This window comes from Facklamia sp. P12937, from assembly GCF_050409505.1.
Classification (GTDB): domain Bacteria; phylum Bacillota; class Bacilli; order Lactobacillales; family Aerococcaceae; genus Facklamia.
This window is the reverse complement of sequence record NZ_JBNUPI010000003.1, coordinates 50,293-70,390: the sequence shown is the minus strand read 5'-3', so window position 1 is coordinate 70,390 and position 20,098 is coordinate 50,293. Positions and strand designations below refer to the sequence as shown.

General features: G+C 36.7%; 13 protein-coding genes and 2 pseudogenes. 13 read left to right on the top strand and 2 right to left on the bottom strand.

Features of this window, described 5'->3' with window-relative positions; genetic code table 11:
- The first annotated feature begins 9 nt into the window (after positions 1-9).
- The 3 genes from ACQV2R_RS01835 (at position 10) to ACQV2R_RS01825 (ending at position 3,446) form a co-directional block, all read left to right on the top strand.
- The gene (locus tag ACQV2R_RS01835; protein WP_428873368.1) at positions 10-1,089 is read left to right on the top strand and encodes a M42 family metallopeptidase; all 1,080 of its coding nucleotides are present in this window, start codon (positions 10-12) and stop codon (positions 1,087-1,089) included.
- Positions 1,090-1,246: 157 nt separating this feature from the next.
- On the top strand, positions 1,247-2,755 hold the full coding sequence (locus tag ACQV2R_RS01830) for a DUF1846 domain-containing protein (protein WP_428873366.1): 1,509 nt from the start codon (positions 1,247-1,249) through the stop codon (positions 2,753-2,755).
- Positions 2,756-3,095: 340 nt separating this feature from the next.
- Positions 3,096-3,446, top strand: a complete 351-nt coding sequence (locus tag ACQV2R_RS01825; protein ID WP_428891743.1) for a hypothetical protein — start codon at positions 3,096-3,098, stop codon at positions 3,444-3,446.
- Between the two features lie 75 nt (positions 3,447-3,521).
- On the opposite strand, the gene ACQV2R_RS01820 is transcribed toward ACQV2R_RS01825, so the two are convergent.
- Complete coding sequence (locus ACQV2R_RS01820; protein WP_428873364.1) at positions 3,522-4,862, bottom strand: MATE family efflux transporter; 1,341 nt, start codon at positions 4,860-4,862, stop codon at positions 3,522-3,524.
- Between the two features lie 161 nt (positions 4,863-5,023).
- On the opposite strand from ACQV2R_RS01820, the gene ACQV2R_RS01815 reads away from it, so the two are divergent.
- From ACQV2R_RS01815 to ACQV2R_RS01795, 5 genes and pseudogenes are all read left to right on the top strand, one after another.
- Positions 5,024-6,211 (top strand): M20 family metallopeptidase, encoded by a 1,188-nt coding sequence (locus tag ACQV2R_RS01815; RefSeq protein ID WP_428873363.1) that lies wholly within the window; start codon positions 5,024-5,026, stop codon positions 6,209-6,211.
- 72 nt (positions 6,212-6,283) lie between these two features.
- Positions 6,284-6,835: pseudogene (locus ACQV2R_RS01810) on the top strand (2-keto-3-deoxygluconate permease).
- Positions 6,836-6,914: 79 nt separating this feature from the next.
- Positions 6,915-7,163: pseudogene (locus tag ACQV2R_RS01805) on the top strand (2-keto-3-deoxygluconate permease); the annotation flags it as partial.
- A gap of 92 nt (positions 7,164-7,255) precedes the next feature.
- The gene (locus ACQV2R_RS01800; RefSeq protein ID WP_428881790.1) at positions 7,256-8,125 is read left to right on the top strand and encodes a radical SAM protein; all 870 of its coding nucleotides are present in this window, start codon (positions 7,256-7,258) and stop codon (positions 8,123-8,125) included.
- Positions 8,126-8,249: 124 nt separating this feature from the next.
- Entirely contained in the window at positions 8,250-8,459 is a 210-nt protein-coding gene (locus tag ACQV2R_RS01795; protein ID WP_428891742.1) for a hypothetical protein, read from the top strand.
- A gap of 294 nt (positions 8,460-8,753) precedes the next feature.
- On the opposite strand, the gene ACQV2R_RS01790 is transcribed toward ACQV2R_RS01795, so the two are convergent.
- Entirely contained in the window at positions 8,754-9,947 is a 1,194-nt protein-coding gene (locus ACQV2R_RS01790; RefSeq protein WP_428876432.1) for a coenzyme F420-0:L-glutamate ligase, read from the bottom strand.
- Positions 9,948-10,284: 337 nt separating this feature from the next.
- Between ACQV2R_RS01790 and ACQV2R_RS01785 the strand changes: the two genes are divergently transcribed.
- The 5 genes from ACQV2R_RS01785 (at position 10,285) to ACQV2R_RS01765 (ending at position 20,072) form a co-directional block, all read left to right on the top strand.
- A complete protein-coding gene (locus ACQV2R_RS01785; protein WP_428891741.1) occupies positions 10,285-15,402 on the top strand; it encodes a SpaA isopeptide-forming pilin-related protein in 5,118 nt (1,705 codons plus the stop codon).
- A gap of 4 nt (positions 15,403-15,406) precedes the next feature.
- The gene (locus ACQV2R_RS01780) at positions 15,407-16,936 is read left to right on the top strand and encodes a SpaH/EbpB family LPXTG-anchored major pilin (protein ID WP_428873358.1); all 1,530 of its coding nucleotides are present in this window, start codon (positions 15,407-15,409) and stop codon (positions 16,934-16,936) included.
- 99 nt (positions 16,937-17,035) lie between these two features.
- Positions 17,036-18,382: an MSCRAMM family protein gene (locus ACQV2R_RS01775; RefSeq protein WP_428891740.1), complete on the top strand. Its 1,347-nt coding sequence runs from the start codon at positions 17,036-17,038 to the stop codon at positions 18,380-18,382.
- The gene (locus tag ACQV2R_RS01770; RefSeq protein WP_428875257.1) at positions 18,363-19,214 is read left to right on the top strand and encodes a class C sortase; all 852 of its coding nucleotides are present in this window, start codon (positions 18,363-18,365) and stop codon (positions 19,212-19,214) included. Before ACQV2R_RS01775 ends, ACQV2R_RS01770 begins: the two co-directional genes overlap by 20 nt.
- Complete coding sequence (locus ACQV2R_RS01765) at positions 19,215-20,072, top strand: class C sortase (RefSeq protein ID WP_428875258.1); 858 nt, start codon at positions 19,215-19,217, stop codon at positions 20,070-20,072.
- The last annotated feature ends 26 nt before the right edge of the window (positions 20,073-20,098 follow it).

Genomic DNA, 20,098 nt, shown 5'->3' with positions numbered 1-20,098 from the left:
GAGAATAAAGTGAACTATCAACACCTAATTCGTGATTTAGTAAACGCTAAAGGGGCGCCTGGCTTTGAAGATGAAGTCTTAGAGGTCCTTAATAAGTATAAGGGAGCTTATAGTCTACAAATCGACAACCTTAAGAATGCTTATTATAACCTTGATCAACTAGACCCTTTAAAACCCACCTTGATGTTAGACTCCCACACTGATGAAGTAGCCTTTATGGTTAAAGCAATTGATAAGAGCGGTTTAATCCACTTACAGCCTCTAGGTGGTTGGCTAGCAGAACACGTTTCGGCCCAACATTATTTAGTCCGTGATAGTCAAGGCCATTACCACCCAGGTATTTCAACTTCTAAACCAATTCATTTTATGACTGCAGAAGAAAGAGCCAAAAAGATAACCTTATTTGATTTAAAAATTGATGTTGGGGCAAGTAGTCGTCAAGAAGTGATTGAAGATTTTAAAATTACAATCGGGCAACCGATTGTGCCTGCTACAAAATTTGCTTTTAATGAGCGCAATCAAGTAATGTTTGGCAAGGGATTTGATAATCGAATCGGTGTGGCCGTTTCGGTGGCTATAATGAATGAGATGAAAGATCATCTTAAAGATCTACCTTTTAATCTTGTCGCTGCCTTTGCTGCCCAAGAAGAAGTGGGAATGCGTGGAGCAGTCATTACTAGTAAACGTGTGAATCCCCAAATGGCCTTAGTTTTTGAAGGGACCCCTTCGGATGACTTTACTGCCGATGAATACTTGGAACAAGCTCGCTTAGGAATGGGACCTCAATTACGTTACCGGGATAACTCTTATATTGCCAACGAATGGTTACTCAATCGCATTCAGCAACTAGCTACTGAAAAAAATATTCCCTTACAACATGCGGTAAGAGAAGGTGGTTCAACCAATGCTGGGTCTATTCACCTTTCTAACAAAGGAGTTCCTGTAGCTACTTTAGGTACTCCGACGCGTTATGCGCATACTAATTATTGCTTCTGCTCTTATAAAGACTTCGAAAATACTGTGGACCTGAGCCTAGCATTCGTTAAGAACTTAACAGCAGAAGACTTTAACCACTTTGAATTAAAGTAAAAGAATACAATGGATTCAGTAATTAGCAGACTTTTTCATGCAAAACTGAACGTTAAAAAGAAAAAAAGTCTTTATTAACTCATTTAATAAAGAAAATCTTTAGTCCCACCAAAAATTTTGATAAAATAATTCGTATGTGATGAAAGGGGTTGGGAGGATGCAAAAATTAGGTTTCGATAACGATAAATATCTCAAAGAACAATCGAAATATATCTTTGAGCGACTTGAGAATATTGATAAACTCTATTTAGAATTTGGCGGTAAATTAATCGGTGATAAGCATGCTAAGCGGGTACTACCAGGTTATGACGAGGACGTCAAATTAACGCTCTTAACCAAGCTTAAAGATCGTGCTGAGATTATTATCTGTATCTATGCCGAAGATATTGAACATCATAAAATGCGGGGCGATTATGGTATTACTTATGACCAAGAAGTGTTGCGGCTAATTGATGAATACCAAGCGTTAGACATTCAAGTAAACAGTGTTCTATTAACTAGATATAAAGGACAAAAAAATGCCACTGTCTTCAAGAAAAACATTGAAAACAGAGGAGTTAAAGTTTACCTACATGAGAGTATTAATGGCTATCCAACTGATCTGGAAGTTGTCTTTTCGGAAAATGGTTTTGCTAAAAATCCATACATTGAAACTAGTCAACCTTTGATTATTGTAACTGGTCCAGGGGCTGGATCGGGCAAGCTAGCAACTTGCTTGAACCAACTTTATCATGAACATCAAAAGGGAATTAAGGCTTCATATGCTAAGTTTGAAACTTTCCCAGTTTGGAACTTACCACTAAAACATCCAATTAATGTGGCTTATGAGGCCGCAACAGTTGATTTAAATGATATTAATGTTCTTGATTCTTATCATTTAGATGCATATAACGAAATGGCGGTCAATTATAATCGCGACATGCAGATGTTCCCAGTTATTCGTCGGATTTTAGCTAATACGAGTTCACCCAATTTAATCTACCAATCCCCAACGGATATGGGAGTTAATCGGATTAAATCGGGAATTACCGATGAAGAAGTTGTTAAAGAAGCGGCCCAGCAAGAAATTATTCGCCGCTATTTCCAAGTAGAACAAGATTATAAAGTCGGCATTGTGGATGAAGAGGTTCGTTCGAAAATGCACTTGTTAATGGAAGAAAGTGGGTTAACAGCTGAAGATCGTCTTCCAGTGGTTAAGGCTCAAGCTTATGCTCAATCGGTTAAGGAACGTTTTTCGCAGGAAGAGATTCCGGCAGTCATTGCTATTCAATTAAGCGATGGACAAATGATTACTGGCAGACGAACCGAATTAATGGATGCACCGGGGGCAGCGATTATGAATGCTCTAAAGACCTTGGCAGGTATCTCAGACCAAATCGACCTCTTAGCTCCCATGATTTTACAAACCATTCAAAATCTTAAAGCTAACAAGTTGCAAAGTAAGCATCCCATTTTAACTTTAAATGAATTACTAATTGCTCTAGCAATTTCAGCAGTGACAAACCCAACGGCTCAAGCAGCCTATCAAGCCTTATCTAAATTAAGTGGTGCTCAAGCGCATTCTAGCATCATCCTATCACAAGATACTAAAAACCAATTACAAAACTTGGGGATTGATATTACTTGTGATGCCGTTTTTGTTTCGGGTTCATTAAAAGGTAATTAAGCCCAGATGACACTCAATCCAAACTTCTACTTATTGAAGTCTCAGTAGGTAGAAGTTTTTAATTAATAGTTTAAACTAGTTTTAATACTTTATATTTACGATAAATATTTAGAAGGAAAAAGATGAAGAAATTCACAGATTCTATTCGCTTAAGACACGGTGCACAATTAGCTAACCGGATTGTTCAACCCCTATGATGTCTTTTTGGGGGGGTTAAAAAGGGGGGCCAGCCAAGAAACCTTGGAGGATTACCAAAGAAGGGTGCAATTAGCCGCTTTGCTGATGCCTATTTAGCTGGTTTAAAAGAACTAGCTAAAAAGTAAAGTCTAAAGGCAACAAAGTGATTATACAAATCCACCATTCCGGTTACCAAGCTCATCAAAGAGCCAGCGAAGGTTTAACAGTATATGGTCCGTCAGCTGTGGATTTAGATTTCCTAGATCATGAAACTGTGCCCTTAACTATCCAACAAATTGTTTTATTAGGAGGCGTATTGGATGCTAACGCTGCTCAAAGAGCCTTGAATTATACGGATTTAGTGGCTATTGGACGTGCTACGTTCATCGAACCGGACTTCGCCTTAAAAATAAGTCAAGGATTCGTATATTACAAAAGATATTTTGACCGATCTGGCTTGATCGACTGGTCGATACGAGGTTTTTGCTTCACTTCATTCAACACTAACTCCTAGAGCTGGAATGCAAGAAATATTAGAAGAACTCCATTAATTATAAAAGACTGCCGTTTATGAGCGGCAGTCTTTATTTTATGAGATTTGATGAATCCATTTTTTAGATTTTACTCTAAATAGGCCAATCACTAATTTGGTAATTTCTTCCGTGGCCGCTAACATTACAACCCATTGAATAGAAAAGTTAAGCACAGCCGCTCCTAGAAAAGCTAAGGGAACGCCTACTAACCATACAGATCCCATTTCTAAGAAAAGGGAATACTTCGTATCGCCTCCACCTCTTAGAACACCTACAATCAGAATGGAGTTAATAGCTTTTAAAATGAAGATAAAGCCCATATAATTTAGTAAAGTCTTACAAAGTTCATAGACTTCTGGTGTTAAATTGGGAAACAACTGTAAACTAATTGAAGGGGTAACGGATAAGAAAAGGCCTACAAATAAGGCAATGACTCCGCCCATTTTAAGAAAACGGATGGCATGAGGATAAACAACATCCATAACGCCGCGCCCAATCGTATTTCCTAACATAATCGTACAAGCATTGGATAGACCACGTATTAAAACAAAGGCTAAGTTCTGGATGGCAAAAACAACTTGAATGGCAGCTGTTTCTTTAGTACCAACCATGGCGTAAGCCACACTATATAATACTTGACCGAGTCCCCAAAAGGTTTCATTAACAATGACAGGAAAGGTGATGCGCAAAAAGTTTTGAATAAAATCTCCCTTAAAATTAAACATCTCTTTAATCGAACCATTAAGCGGACAATCATAGCGACTGACTGTGTAAAAGATAACCAATAATTCCATTAATCGAGCAATGATTGTTCCCACTGCTGCTCCCACTACCCCTAATTCTGGGAAGCCAAACTTACCAAAAATAAAGGCATAATTGAAAAAAGCATTGAAAACAAAACCAACTATAGCGGCTGTTAATGGCGAACGAGGGTTTCCAGTTGAGCGAAGAGCCACACTGTTCACGAAGCTGACGCCAGTTAAGGCATACGACCAAGCAACAACCCTTAAATATTTAGACCCTTCTGCAATGACAGCAGGATCATCAATCATTAAGCCTAATATTCTTTCTGGTATTAGCCATGCCAACAAAGTGAAAAGACAAGCTACTACAAAGGTAATTAAGCACGAAAAAGCATTAACCTTTTGTAATTTAGCAAGATCACCTCGACCATGGTATTGAGCAATCATTACTGAAGCTCCCGTGGCTGTACCAAAACAAATCATAGTGAAAAAAAAGAAGACTTGATTGGCCAAGCCGACTCCTGCGATTGATTCCGGTCCCAGTGATGAGATCATCATGGTATCTAAAGTATTTAGAAACGAAACGATTAAACTTTGCAAAGAAATCGGAATCGCAATGGCTAACATTTTACGATAAAAATCTTGATTATTCATAGGACACCTCACTTTAAACTGTCCTTTCATTATACCTAATTCTAAGAAAAAAGCTGTAAGAATTTGATGAGAATTTTTTTGTCTTAATTATATATCACCCTATGTGTATGTCTTTACTTTTTAATTAAAGTAGATATGATGGAGTAGAGGAGGCGTTTGCTATGACACTATTAGAGCAATTAATTTCTAAAATCGAAAATAAAGAAGAACGCATAATTGAAATCCGCCGTTATTTACATCAACATCCAGAGTTATCCTTTCAAGAAAAAGAAACTTCTAAATATATTAAAAACTTCTATAAAGACCTTGATATAGATCATATCGAAACGGACTTAGGAGGACAATATGGCCATGTTATTACAATTAAAGGGGGGCAAGAGGGACCTACAATCGCTTTAAGGGCAGATTTTGATGCATTACCTATTACGGAAGAGGTAGATTTGCCATTTAAATCAAAAAATAATGGGGTAATGCACGCTTGTGGTCATGACGGCCATACCGCTTATATGCTGATTTTAGCCGAGTCTCTAATTGAATTAAAAGACCAAATTAAAGGTACAATTAAAATCCTTCATCAACCAGCTGAAGAAGTTCCACCAGGAGGAGCTAAAGCAATGATTAAAGCTGGAGCCTTAGAAAATGTAGACTACATTTTTGGTGCTCATGTGATGAGTCAGTTTAAACTCGGAACCGTTTATACGCATGAAGGAAATACCCAAACTGCCCGAGCTTATTTTAAATTAACCATTAAGGGTAAAAGTGGACATGGTTCGGCTCCACATGATGCAAACGATGCAATTGTAGCTGCTTCGTCTTTCGTCATGAATGCTCAAACGGTAGTTAGTCGTCGAGTAAATCCATTTGATATGGGCGTTTTATCAATTGGTTCATTCGATGGTAAAGGTCAATTTAATATTATTCGAGATAAGGTAGTTCTAGAAGGTGATGTTCGCTCAATGTCGGAAGAAACCGCTAAGACTATTCAAGATATGGTAACACAATTAGCCAAAGGTTTAGAAGAAAGTTTCCAAGTAGAAACAGAATTAGAGTATAAGCCAGACTATCCTGTATTATATAATGATCCTGCAGTTACTAAGAGGGTTACATCAGCACTTGAAAGTCTAAATATCTCTGATATTAAGGCTGTTGAAGATAGTGGACCTATTTCTCCTTCGGAAGATTTCTCTTATTATCTTAAAGAAGTTCCTGGTTGTTTCTTCTATATTGGTGCCAATGAAGATCCAGAAAATAGTTACCCTCATCATCATCCAAAGTTTGAAATCGATGAAAAATCATTAAAAATTTCGGCAATATCAATGGCTGCAGTCGTTGATGAGTTTGTAGGTTAAAAAGGAGTCCCATCTATTACAGTGGATAAAAAATACCTGCTGGAACTTTCCTCCTTCCCTTACTAATTTCTTCTGTATTTTCACACTTTCTGGCCTGATTTGTCCTATATTGTTAGAATGACTGAGGCTATACTAAGTAAAAACTCAATTGCTTTTATTTTGGCTGCCATCACTTTTTGTTTGGGAACGATGATTAATACAAAAAGTTTGATGAAAGTTATTCAACGAGAAGGGGGCCTTTCTCTTGTTAAAGCTAATTATCAATCATTATTGGGGGGGTTGATATTAAAGGTATTTGGAGATGAAGGTTTCTTAGGTATTAGTCTTTTAGCGCTTATTCTTGCAGTATGTTCAGCCAATCTAGCCATCTTCTTATCCTTAGTTACTGATTATGCCCAAGAAGAAAATAAGATTGGCTTTAACTTTATAGTCTTTTTTAGAATACCAACTTTACCATTAATCGTCTATTCGCTTGGAAAAGCTGATAGCTCTGGCTTTAATTAGATGCCTTTGCTATCAACTCTTATTCCCCTAGTAGTAGGAATTATTATTGGAAATATCGATAAAAAGGCAGTAAAACTTTTTTCGCCAGCTATCGGATTATTCCTGCCTTTATTAGGATGAGGAATCGGTCAGGCTATGAACATTGTCGATAGTTTGCATTCTGGATTAATCGGTGTGATGAGTTGTATTCTTCTATTTAGTAAGCTCACCACTATTTTTAGTAGACAAGTATTTACTTAAAAATGATGGTGTAATGGGCATGTCCTTCAATGCTAAGCTAGAAAGTTCTGCTTCATTTCCCACTTTAATCGCTCAAAGCTATCCTAGTGTAGAACCTTACGTAACACAAGCATCTGCACAAATTCTAACAGGGCTTATTCCCACATTTTTAACATCATTCTTAGTAGCAAAATTCACCAAAAAGCTTCTTAATGCTTTCTGTGGTTGAAACCGATACAAGTTCAATCATATAATTAAGCTAACCATAATTTGGGGTTAGCTTTTTATATATAAACTATTCAAATAGGAGCGATTAAGACTATGAACCAACTTTATTTAAAAATGGTCAATTTCATAACCAATCAGCTAAAAGACCAAAAAATATCTATTCATCACCCAGCTATTAAAAATGATCAAAAGGCATTCGATTCAAATAAACCGTTGAATGTACAAGAATCTATTATAAATAAGAAAGAATTAAAAAGTAAAAAAGGTGAAGAAACAAAAGAGATAGTGATTATTAATCAAAATATATTAGATGTAGATATAGAGAGTTTAATTAATATAATCCCTGCAATTAAAAAAGATCTTTCTAATGCAAAAACTTTAAAAGGTATTACTAGCTCACAAAGTATTTTAGATTCTTCAGAAGAAGATTTATTGAAGTTAAGACTTCACGGTTTAGACCAACTTTATCTTTTAATTGAAACAGGATCAGATCAAACATTAAACTTTTACAATAAACATCTAACTATTCATCAAGAAAAAATCGCTTTAAAAAAATTGAAAAAAGTAGGCATTAACTATTCTATAGTGACTGTTATAGGAGCTGGTGGAAATGGTTTATCTGATAGACATGCCATTGAAACTGCCAAACTTATTAACCATGTCGATGCAGAAGAACTTATTTTATTGACAATCGATGCAGAAGACTTATCTAGTTTAAAAGAGGAAGAGAGAGAAGGCTTTGTAATTTTGACGCCTCGTGAAAGTTTAGAGGAAGAATTAATGCTACTGAATCATATTAATACAAATATCAAAATAAATGGAAATCACTCCTCAAATACAATTTCATTAAGTGGGAAGTTCCCTCAAGATAAAGAAGAAATTATCAGTCAACTGGAAGACAAGCTTTACAATTGGGAAGAAGAAAATAAAAAGAGCTTTAGGGACTTTTTGAAAATATTTTAAGCATCTAAAAGTTATAGAGATTAATTAATGTAACTTTTTTGCTAAAAAAGACAAGCGAATTTATATTTAGTAATGTAGGAGAGAGTATATTTATAAAATCATATCGCATCAAGTAGACTTCACCTTGTGCAGTCATTTTCTAAGTAGTAAATATTTTGACTCTTTAGATAAGTATGACCGTATAACAATCTCGCAAGTAGCCCAAATAGATAATACTTTTTATGAAAGTTTAGCTAAGATTGGCTTTAAACAACTTGCCTATTTATTAAATATGGCAGGTGGTGGCATCATTCATTCCAATGACTGGATCAAAGTTTTAGATGAAAACCATTGAGCCGGAGCTGGTCTGGATAGCTCTGAGGGTGAAGGCCCTTATGCAGGCAATGGCTTTAAAAATCCAAAAATTTCAGATGAAACCTTCCTTCAAATATTAAATCACCCTAAAATCATCTCCTCACCACACAGTGCTTTTTATACCGACCAAGCCGCAAAAAACTTAGTAGAAGGTGAGCTTAATACCATTTTAGATGTTTTGAAAACAAGAACAACAGCCTACCTCGTGAATTAATCTAAAAAAACTCTGTTAAACACTCAGGTGCTTAACAGAGTTTTTATTTAAAGGGTAAAATTATTGATCAGAAAACTTATCGAAGTAACCTTTGATATAGATGAAAGGTGTTCCTTTATCACCTGAGCCAGAAGTTAAATCAGATAAAGAACCTAATAGGTCTGTTAGTTGACGCGGGGTAGTTCCGATTCTTTCTGCTTGGTCTTGGCTCGCCTCCGCATGGCCTGCAATATAATCTGAAATAGCCGTTTGTAAATCTTGACCTTCAAGATCTTTAAATTTGCCATCTGCTAAATACTTTAGCTTTACTTCATTAGGTGTTCCTTCTAACCCACTGGTGTATGCAGGGGATACTATCGGATCGGCTAATTCCCAAATTTGACTTTGAGGATCTTTAAAAGCGCCGTCACCGTAAATCATAACTTCGATTGTTTTACCAGTTAAATCTTTAATTAAAGACTGGACCTCACTGACAAAGGCTTCACCATTAATAGGGAAGAGTTTTACGATTTCATCAGAAGATAGGTTTGCACCTAACAATCCAAATTCTGGATTCGAACCACTACCGTCGACTGGCTGATTCATAATCTCATCCAGTCGGAGTACTTTTGAAGCACCAGCTTGTAATAGGCGTTTTTGAGTACGATTGCGTGTATGAAGATCTGCTGTAATTATGGTGTCTGTGTAATCTAGGACAGCTTTTGGTTGGTTAGCTAAAATAATCGTGCAAGCAGCTCCTTCAGCTTCGATGGTTTCTCGGTAAAGACTTAAATAATCAACACCTGTGAAGGGGTGCTTCATATCGGCAAATATTTTTTTTATTTCTGCTTCTGTGAAGACATCTGTCCATGGATTAATACCAGCATCATCCAAATCTTCAATTAACATAAGCGGATTTCCCACTTCATCGGACGGATAACTCAATTGAACGATCACTTCATCGGCTGCACGAGCAATCGCTTTAAGGGTTGATTGAAAACGGTTACGACTTGTAATAGGGAAGACAACTCCTATTTTTTTGGCTTGCAATTTATCCTGAATGTCCTTTGCAATTTGATCAAGGGTCACGTAATTGCCTTGGGCACGCGCTAAAATGGATTCCGTAATCGCAAGAACATCTCGATCCTCTATCTTGTACTGAGCTTCCTTAGAAGATTCTAATAAAGTCTCCACAACAATCTTGACTAAGTCGTCTCCTTCATGGACAACTGGTGCTCTTAACCCTCTTACTACGGTACCTACTGTTCTTTTCATAATCAAATTCCTTTCTCTCATTGAGATAAATTAATCGACCAACAATGTATAAATGAAAAAAACGACGGAAGACCGCCATCACCCATTTACTAAAATAGTCTATCATAGAGTCTTCTTTGGAGAAAGATTTATATGATTTTTTACAAGAAATTTAAGCCGAATGTTCGGATTCATAGTTATTTTTGCTCTTAATGTTTAATTTTTTTATAAATGCTATAGATTTATTTGCAATGGAACTGTTTTTTTAGATATAATATTTGAAGAAAGCTATGCAATTGATTATGATCTTAAAATGCTATTAAGTTATAGAATACACAACGATTAAGAGGTGATAAAATTGAAAAAATATTCACAAACCCTTTGGAATACTATGTTAGTGCTCCTATTGCTTCTATCAACCATTCCCTTTAAAACTTTCACTACGGCCTATGCCCAAGAAGCAATAGACCCGAATATTCTTCAATTAAAAAATAATCCTTCTACTTGGCAAATATTTTTGAATAGCAACAATAATATGGAACCAAGTGATCAGCTTATAATGTTTGAAACAGATGCTGAATTTGAACAAGTCCATTCATTTAAACTTATTACCAATCAAGAAGAAACTATTTCCATGCGATTAGTTAATCAGCAATCAGATTTTAATAGGGCTATTAAGAATTTTATGCAATACCGCGAAGAGATGGAGGCCTATCAGCAGGATAAGGTTCATTACGAAGAAAAATACCAAACTTATCTGGAAGCCAAAAAGCAAAATGATCTTGAGTGGCAAGCCTACCAAGAAGCCCTAGAGACTTATCAGCTAGAATATGCAAATTATGAGCAAGAACTAGAAGCATACTGGACACAATATAACCAACTAATTGAGAGTGGTCTTGAAATTCCTTCCGACCTAGTTGAACCACAAGCCCCAAGTCAAGCTGATTTAGTAGAACCTGAAGTTTTTACAATGGAAGAACCATTAGCACCAGAAAATCCTTATAATGAAGAAAAAGAGAAACTTTGGCAAGTCGGATTCAAAGCGAATGCTAATGAAGAAGTTTATCAATTTTGGATACCAAAAGCTTACTTTAAACATACACTGCAAGCAGAGGTAGATCGTTCAGATTCGATGAGTAAAAGTTTTACCGTTAAAGCCGTTACGCTTTTTTCGAATAGGAAGATTACTGCCCAGCAAACTGTTCCTAAAAACGATGACAATAATAAAGAATTAGCGACAAACGAAGAATCAACAACAGTCACGATAGTTGATGATAATGCAACTACTATAAATCAAGAAAATAAAGAATCAAGTCAAGAAGATCACACAAAAGATAAAAGTACTCAGCTAAATCCTGAGCCGATCTTAAAAGATGAAATTCTTGTTCAAGTCGATCAACCTTTGTTAGCGGAAAATGTAGTCGAAAATTACAGTGATTTATCGAAAGAAGTGCTGTACGAATGGGAGGAAACCATAGATACTTCGCAAACAGGGGTCTTCCAAACCATTTTATCCATCACTTTTCCTGACGGTGAAACCATTAAATTACCTGTAGAATATGAAGTAATAGCAAGATTTTCTAATATCCAAGCGCGATCAGCAACGGATTCTACCACACCTGTCTCAAATAAATTCAATATCTTAGCTTTAGACCAATTTGATAATGAAGTTCCAGGTGTGACCGTTCAACTTTATCAATATCGATACATACCCTGGTCCGTACCGGTTATGTTTGACCTTACACTGGTAGAAGATGGAAATAATCTTGAATCCGTTACAGGGAGTAATGGTTATACATCTTATTACAACGTTCCACGAGAAGTAAGTTTCCCTTACTTTTATGTCAAGCTTTTAAGAACTCCGGATGGGTATGCTCCGCCTATATTTGGGGTATTAGAAGAGAATCCGAGTGGCATTGCAAATAATTTTAATCCAAAAGAAGGCAGTTATTATGGAGCATACAACCTTGCAGCCAATGGAACTTTGTCTTCTGATTATAATAATCTCTACCGTCCATTTGCCAAAAATGGTCGCGAAGTGTTAAATAACTCCGCACTTATCCGACTAGAGTTATTGCTGACGGATTTGACTTTTAAAAAAATTGACCAAGAAACGCAACAACCCTTAGCCAATGCAGTCTATCGCTTAAGTAAAGAGGGGGATCCTTCTTTTAGTCAGACCGTAATTTCTAATCAAGAGGGAAAGTTAAACTTTAGTAATTTAAGCTATGGTAGTTATGAACTTAGAGAAATTAATGCGCCTGATGGGTACCTTGAAAGTGAGAAGACAATTTTATTTGATATTGATCAAAATGAGGACAAATCAGCCGTTTTCGCTAGAAATTTCCGCGAATCCTATAACGGAACCATTACTTCGCTAGGAGATACCCCTCCCATTTTAGAAAACAAACCCAATCGTTTAAGAATCCGCAAAGTTAATAAACAAGGCGATTTACTTGAAGATGCTCAATTTACATTAAAAACACTTAATGGAACAGTAATTCCAAAAGAAACTAGCAATTCGTCAGCAATTTTTGAATACAGTCGCTTATCAGAGGGAAGTTATCTCTTAACTGAAGACAAGGCCCCAATTGGCTACTATTTGCCTCACAATAACAAGTGGACCCTGGTGGTGGATGCAGATGGCAAGATCCGTCTACAAGGCAATACAAGCAATATTAGTGAGATAAATTCTACAGATGATAGCCAAAGCTTTAATCTTATCAATCAAGAACATACACTTGATTTTAAGTTCACAAAAATTGGCTTAAATGAAAGCCGTTTAGCTGGGGCTCAATTTGATTTGAAACAAACACAGCCCTTTGAAGCTGAGATTGCTTCAGTCACAACGGATTCCAGTGGAGAGGTTCAATTTGAGGACTTAGGAGTCGGCTCCTATGAATTAATAGAAACAAAAACACCGCCTGGCTATGTAAAACAACATTTAAAAACCCTTTTTGATTTGGAATTATTAGCAGATAATAGCGGGTTAATAATTAAAAATATTCAAACAATTAACTTAGACACACAAAAAGAAGTGGAACCCCTTTTAAAACGCAATCCAGTTTCTAATCTTTATGAATATAGCAATACTAGAGAATCCTATTCCTTCTTTAAGGTAGATGAAAAAGGCAAGCCTTTATCAGGGGCTCAATTCCGTGTGGTTAATGACGCTAAAACTGAAGAGGTTTTAATAAAGACAAGTGATACAAAAGGGCGAGTAACTCTCAATCGAACAGCCACTCAACCTAATTCAACCTTTACTATTCAAGAGATTCGAGCACCTTTAGGGTATCAAAAGAGTCAAGCAACATGGAAAATTACAACAGATGAATTTGGACAAGTCACTATGGAACCCCCTACTGGATCAGACGAATTTACTGGTTCAAGTGTCGTAGATGGGGCAGAGGATCAGATCAAAATGACTAACAAACTCTTAACCTATACCATTCAATTCACCAAGGTGGGACTTAACGACTTGCCGTTAGAAGGGGCAAAGTTTACTTTAACGCCTGTTATCAAGAATGATCAAGGTGAATATATTGAGGACTCGAATCAGACTGCTCTGATCGCTCAATCAGCTGCAGATGGCACAGTCATTTTTAAAGATCTCCCCCTAGGTTTCTATCGTTTACAAGAAATACAAGCTCCACCAGGTTACGTTGCCCAAAGCGATGCCTATGATATTATTGAGATAAAATTGGATACGCTAGACAATAAATATATTGCGGATATACTGCCAGAATACAATCAATTGCTCACTGGAGATGACAATCAAGGCTATACCGTTTCAAACCTAGTGGACTCGAACTTTAAAATTGTGAAATACGGCTATAGTGAAAAAGGGGAAGAGTTGGATCCTTTTACGCAACCGGTTATTCCTTTAGCTGGTGTGCAATTTGAACTAAAGGGAATAGAAGGAAAAGACTATCTACAAACAGCCACGACCAATGCGACGGGAACAGCAGGTTTTACCGATGTAGAAACAGGTAAATATGAATTAAGGGAATTGAGTAGTCCCAACACTCATTTAAGGTCAAATAATGTCTATCAAATAGAGATTGTTTCGGATGCAGGAGGAATACGCCCTCACATCACCCGTATAGAAGGTACTGATGAGGAGGACTTCTTAACAAAAGACGACTCTGGCAACTATCGCTTAGATTTTGCCATTAATCGTCAAAACCCCATCAATATCCAACTAAAGAAAGTAGCAGATGATAATGAAGGTCTGTCTATCGAGTCAATGCCCCCTTTAGAAGGTGCAAGCTTTCAAATTTATGAGTACGATAGACAAAAACAAGAACGAGTCGGACAAGCTTTGGCTACTAAAGTAACCGGAGCAGATGGCTTGCTTGCATTCAAGAATTTGCCAGTTGGCAAAACTTATGAAGTTGTAGAAACCCAATCACCTGTTAATTATGAGACAATAAATGGAGGAGGTATCAGTGCAAAAGTAGAAGTTTCTGACAAGGGAGAATTAACTTGGCTTTCCCAATCTGATGCCCATTGGAATTTCGAAAGCAGTGATGGCATTCCGAGAGTGATCAACCGTTTCCATCCGATCGAAATTGAATTTTGGAAACGGGATGATATTAATAATCAAAATGGAGACTATGGCAATGCTATAGCTGGTGCCGGCTTTACATTGACCCGTATGGAAGGGGACCCAGCAAGTGGATTAAGTTCGAGTCATGAAAGCTGGACAGTTACCAGTGATACCAATGGAAGAGTTAGTTTTAACCAAGAATTATCTAATTATCGTCCCATCAGAACAGAGGAGAATTATGTTTATTTCCATCTGGATGAAAGCTTTGTACCAGATGGCTATCGAAAAATTGTTAAGCCAGTTATCATTCAAGTAGATAGAAGTAACAACGTCTCTATAATGCCGGATGATTTAATTAAGAACGAAAATGCAATCGTCTTAGATGCTAATAAGGGCTATGTTGTGATTAATGAACTTATCAGGACGGATTTTAGTTTCAATAAAATTGACGGTGAGGACCCTACTACAAGAATAACTGGCAGCATCTTTCGCTTAAAATCTAAAGCTGAGGATAATAAAGATCACCGTCTTATTGATCAAGTCGTTAGCCAGAATAATTATAATTCCATCGTCTTTAAAGATTTACCTCTTGGAAAGTACCTATTATATGAAGAAAAGGCACCTGCAGGCTATAAGCTCCTGGGACAACCATTAACTATTGAAATTATTGAAAGTACCGATTCCCAAGGGAATAAAACAGGCCAAGCGGAATTCATATTGGATGAAAAGCAAGTCGATTTTATTAGCAAACGAGATACAAGCTCTGACGGTAATGACAATGAAATTGTTGTAATGAATTACCAATCGCATGACCTTATACTTACTGGAGGAACGGGGGTGCTGATTTATCTAGTTTCCGGCTTCATATTAATGGCTTTAACAAGTTTTTATTATCTTCAATCAAAAAAAACACATGAAAAGGAGTAAACACATGAAAAAAAGCAACTTATTAACAGCAGTCCTTGTTTTTATTTTGGGACTCTCGAACATTTTAACTCAGGCCCCTTCAGTATTTGCAACAGAACCTTTCGATGCAAAGGTAACCATTCATAAACTGCAAGCAGATTCATATAATTCTGATTTGCCAAAAGCAAACCAGGACGGGACAATAATTACAGACCTTTCTACTCTCGGTACCAATGTAAAACCCTTATCTGGAGTAAGCTTTACAGCTTATGAAATTGATAAAGATAGCTATGATAAAGCAATTGCTGGTACAAAGCCTACCCAGCCAGCATCTGGAGGCCAGCTTCTCGGTGAAACCGATTCAAATGGAACGGTTGAATGGACAGTAAATGTTGATCCTGCTAACCCTAAATACTTTGCTGTTTTTGAAACAAAAAAACCAAATTCCGTAACGGAGTCATTAGCGGTTCCATTTGTAATTGCTTTTCCAATGACTAAATTTGACGGTAGTGAATATCTTAAAGATATTCATATTTATCCTAAAAACGTCACAGGTGCTTTTCCGGTTATCGGTAAGGATATTGCTAAATTAGGTTTTAATGAAGCCTCATTCAATGTTGGCGAAGCTTTTCAATATATTTTAAAAGGAACCATCCCAACAAATATTGAAAAATATTCAAAATATACCTTTACAGACCAGTTAGATCCGGCCTTAACGATTAAGCATGATGACCTTAAACCGACGATTAAGGTGGGAAATGAAACGTTAATTATAGAAGATCATTTCAATTATTCAGTCAGTGGTCAAACTATAAGTATTGCTTTAACACCAAAGGGTATCGAACAAATCGCTTCTCAAGTTCCTTTAGCAAATCGAAATAAAATCGCTGATAATGAAATCGATGGTATTTCGTCCAATACAAATGAAGCACCATTTATTGAAGTTAGTTTTACTGCCTACCTTAACGGCACTCACTCATCTACTGATACACCAATTACAAACAATGCAACAATTACTTACAATAATAGTGTGGTAGAAGAGACTACTAGCGCTTCAAATGATGTTTCGATCAAATACGGAAGTCAAGAATTTCAAAAAGTTGACTCCAATAAGAAAGCTCTTTCAGAAGCTGTTTTTACTGTCTTAGAAGATAATGCTCCGATGAAGTGGAACGAACATCTTATCACCCTTAACAATGCCGAGAGTAATCCAAAATTCCCAGATGCAATGGTTGGTAAGGTTATCCAATTAAAATCTGATGCCGAGGGTAATTTTTCAATTGACGGACTGGCATACTCAGCGCAAGGAAATGAGGGAACTAAACCATCGCAGTATTCAGTTAAAGAAACTAAAGCACCGGAGGGTTATCAGTTGTTAGCCGATGCTGTTAATTTTTCAGTAGAAAAAGATAATCAAAAACTTGAGATTACTAATAATTTACGTCCATCTATCCCAGCAACTGGTGGTATGGGGACTGTCATCTTCATCGTAGCAGGCGCATTACTAATGTTCCTTGCAATTTATGGTCGTCGTAAGGCCAAAGAAGAAGCCTAAACGATTAAGAATTTAAGGTATGGAGATTTTCTCCATCCTTTGTTAAGGGAAATAGGCCTATTTCCCTTAACAAAGGATATTCAAACTAGGAGGTATGATATGAAGTTATTTAAACAACTTACTACATTTCTATTGATGCTTTTTACCTTAATGATCATACCGTTTAATCATATTTCAGCCACATCCAATCGCTTGATCATTCATTCTGTTGATAGTGAAACAATAAGAGAATATAGAGTATGGAAGGTCGATCCCACCTATTCTCAAGCAGATATCGCTTCTTTAAAAGAAAAGAAAGTTAGTGAATTAGATCATCTATTTAAACAATCTTACTCTTCAAAAACGAATGAAAATTCTTTAGCCATTATTGACGGGCTTCCGGATGGTAGCTATTACGGATTAGAAATCAATCAAGCCGGTAAAAAAGAAGAACGTACGGTACCATTTATCATCGATTTGCCTTATCAAAACGCTTTTGAAGTTGATGTTTTCCCTAAGCGCGTTCAAACGGGCTACCTAAAAATCAAAGTGATCGGTGAAGTGACCACTAACCAAATGGATGATTGGAAGAATTTAGCGAATGTTACTTTTTATATTTATGCAGCGAATTCAGACCAGCCAATGTTGTTTAAAGAAGGGCATTTTACAACGGATCCTTCGGGTAAGGCTGAATTGAAGTCGAATTCTCTTGGTGAAATCACTCTCGCTTCATTACCAGAAGGAGACTATGTATTAGTTGAACTAAAAACGGTCGATGGGTATCAGCTTTCAAAAAAAATACATTTCACTATTAAGGCTGGTGAAGTTACTGAAGTTTTAGTTAAAAATTATCTGATTGCTAAAGAGACTTCTCAAGACTCAACCACAGAGCCTACAGATGAAAGCTCATTTGAAGAAGGGCTTGAAAAGGGCGGACAACATTTCCGAAAGGTCAACCATAAAAAGCCGGCGCAAGGCTTGATGGGTGCACGCTTTGAAGTAGTCACTTGGAATAGTAAAAAACGCCTCTTCGAACCAGTCTCTTCGAAAGAAGGGTCTTTCTACATTGTAGAATCTGATTCACGAGGATATTTTGAAGTCAATAATCTGTCCTTAGGAAAATACTATCTTATCGAAATCGAAGCCCCCATTGTACAAGGTCTAAAATACCAACCCTTTGAACAAGCCATTCCCTTTGAAATAACCAGTCAAAGTTATTGGAACTATACTGTAATGGAGATCGTCAACCATCCAGTTGAAGCATCAAAGCAAGAGCAAGATATTCCTATTAACCGACCTTCTAAACCAAGTGATATTGGCTTTTTACCAACGACAGGAGAATGTAAAACTAATTATTTCTACCTTGCTTTTCTTTTTATAACCATCGGTTTATTCATTCTTTTTTATAAGTCGACAACTGGTACAGAAAGGATTTCATGTAAACTTTATGAAGAAGAAAAAAATTAAACTCTTTTTTTATAATCTACTTTTTATAATGGGAGGGATAGCTTTATGCTATCCTTTTATTTCACGTTACCTCTATGACCAAGCCTCACGCGTGGAAGTGAATAGCTATAAGGAGGCTGTGCAACAACTGTCTATACAAGAAGTGGACCGACGTGTTTTTCTTGCCCAAGCCTACAACGACCAATTAAGTCAGAAAAAAGAGGGCGTTTCAAAGCTTTCGGATCCTTTTTCAGAAAAAGATCATCAAGAAGGACGTGCAGCCTATGCGCATATGTTGGAGATTAATGAACAAATTGGTGTCATTGATATTCCTAAAATAAATGAATACTTACCAGTTTTTGCTGGAACCAGTGAAGAAGTGCTGCAAAAAGGAATCGGACATTTAGAAGGGACAAGTCTGCCGGTAGGTGGACTTCACACCCATGCAGTTATTACAGGGCATCGAGGGTTGCCGAATGCACGTTTATTTTCGCATTTAGACAAGTTAAAAATAGATGATGTCTTTTATTTTAACAACTTAAATGAAACTTTAGCCTATCAAGTCGATCGAATCGATGTCATCTTACCTCATGAAATAGGATATCTTGATATTGTTCCAGAGCATGATTATATGACATTAATTACTTGTACCCCCTATATGATCAATAGTCACCGCCTACTGGTTAGAGGACACCGTATTCCTTATGTAGAGGATGAATTTGAAAAAGACCGCAAGACCTCTATGAACTTCTTTATCAAGTACCGCTGGCTTTTATTACTCCTGTTACTTTTACTACTACTTACTATTCTTTTTTGGCTGTATAATCGAAAAAAGACTGACAATGGAAAGTAGGTGGCTACAATCAATAGAAGAAATATCAAAGCTGTTTTAAACATTTTTATTTTCCTTTTGGGTTTGACCTTGGTCGCCTATCCTTTTGTAGCGCGTTATATTCATAACCAAGCGGCAAGAACGCAAGTAGAAGAATTTAGGGACCAATCTATCAAAATATCACAAACTGAATTAGACCGTCGGATTGAATTAGCCCATGCTTATAATTCGACCATCCTTCCTAGTATGAATGGCGTGGTGGATCCTTTTACCAAAAAACAAAAGGAAGGAATTAAAGAATATGCTCGCATGCTCGAAATCAATGAACAGATAGGCTTTATCGATATTCCTAAGATTGATCTCTCATTACCTATCCATGCAGGAGCGACTGAAGAAGTCTTACAAAAAGCAGCCGCTCACCTCCAAGGAACCAGCTTACCTGTTGGTGGTAAAGGAACAAATAGCGTCATTACAGCTCATAGAGGCTTACCTAGCGCCAAATTATTTTCTGATTTAAACAAAATGGAAGTTGGCGACTTATTTTTCCTCCATAACTTGCGCGATGATTTAGCTTATCAAGTGATTGAAATCAAAGTGATTGAACCTAATGATTTTGAATCCCTCAAAATTGAAGAAGCAGAAGATCGAGTAACTTTATTAACCTGCACACCCTATATGATTAATAGTCATCGCTTATTGGTTATTGGTAAACGTATTCCATATCCGAAAGAAAGCGTTCAAGAGACAATAACAAGAAGACAGCCATCTCCATGGAAGTTATGGCTTACGATTGCGTTAAGCTTATTTATTTTCTTGTCTATTATAGTTTTATTCATCAAAAGAAAAAAAGCTAATCGTAGCTTTTCTAGGGTAAAATGAGTCTATTGATAAGTTGCTGGTCAAAA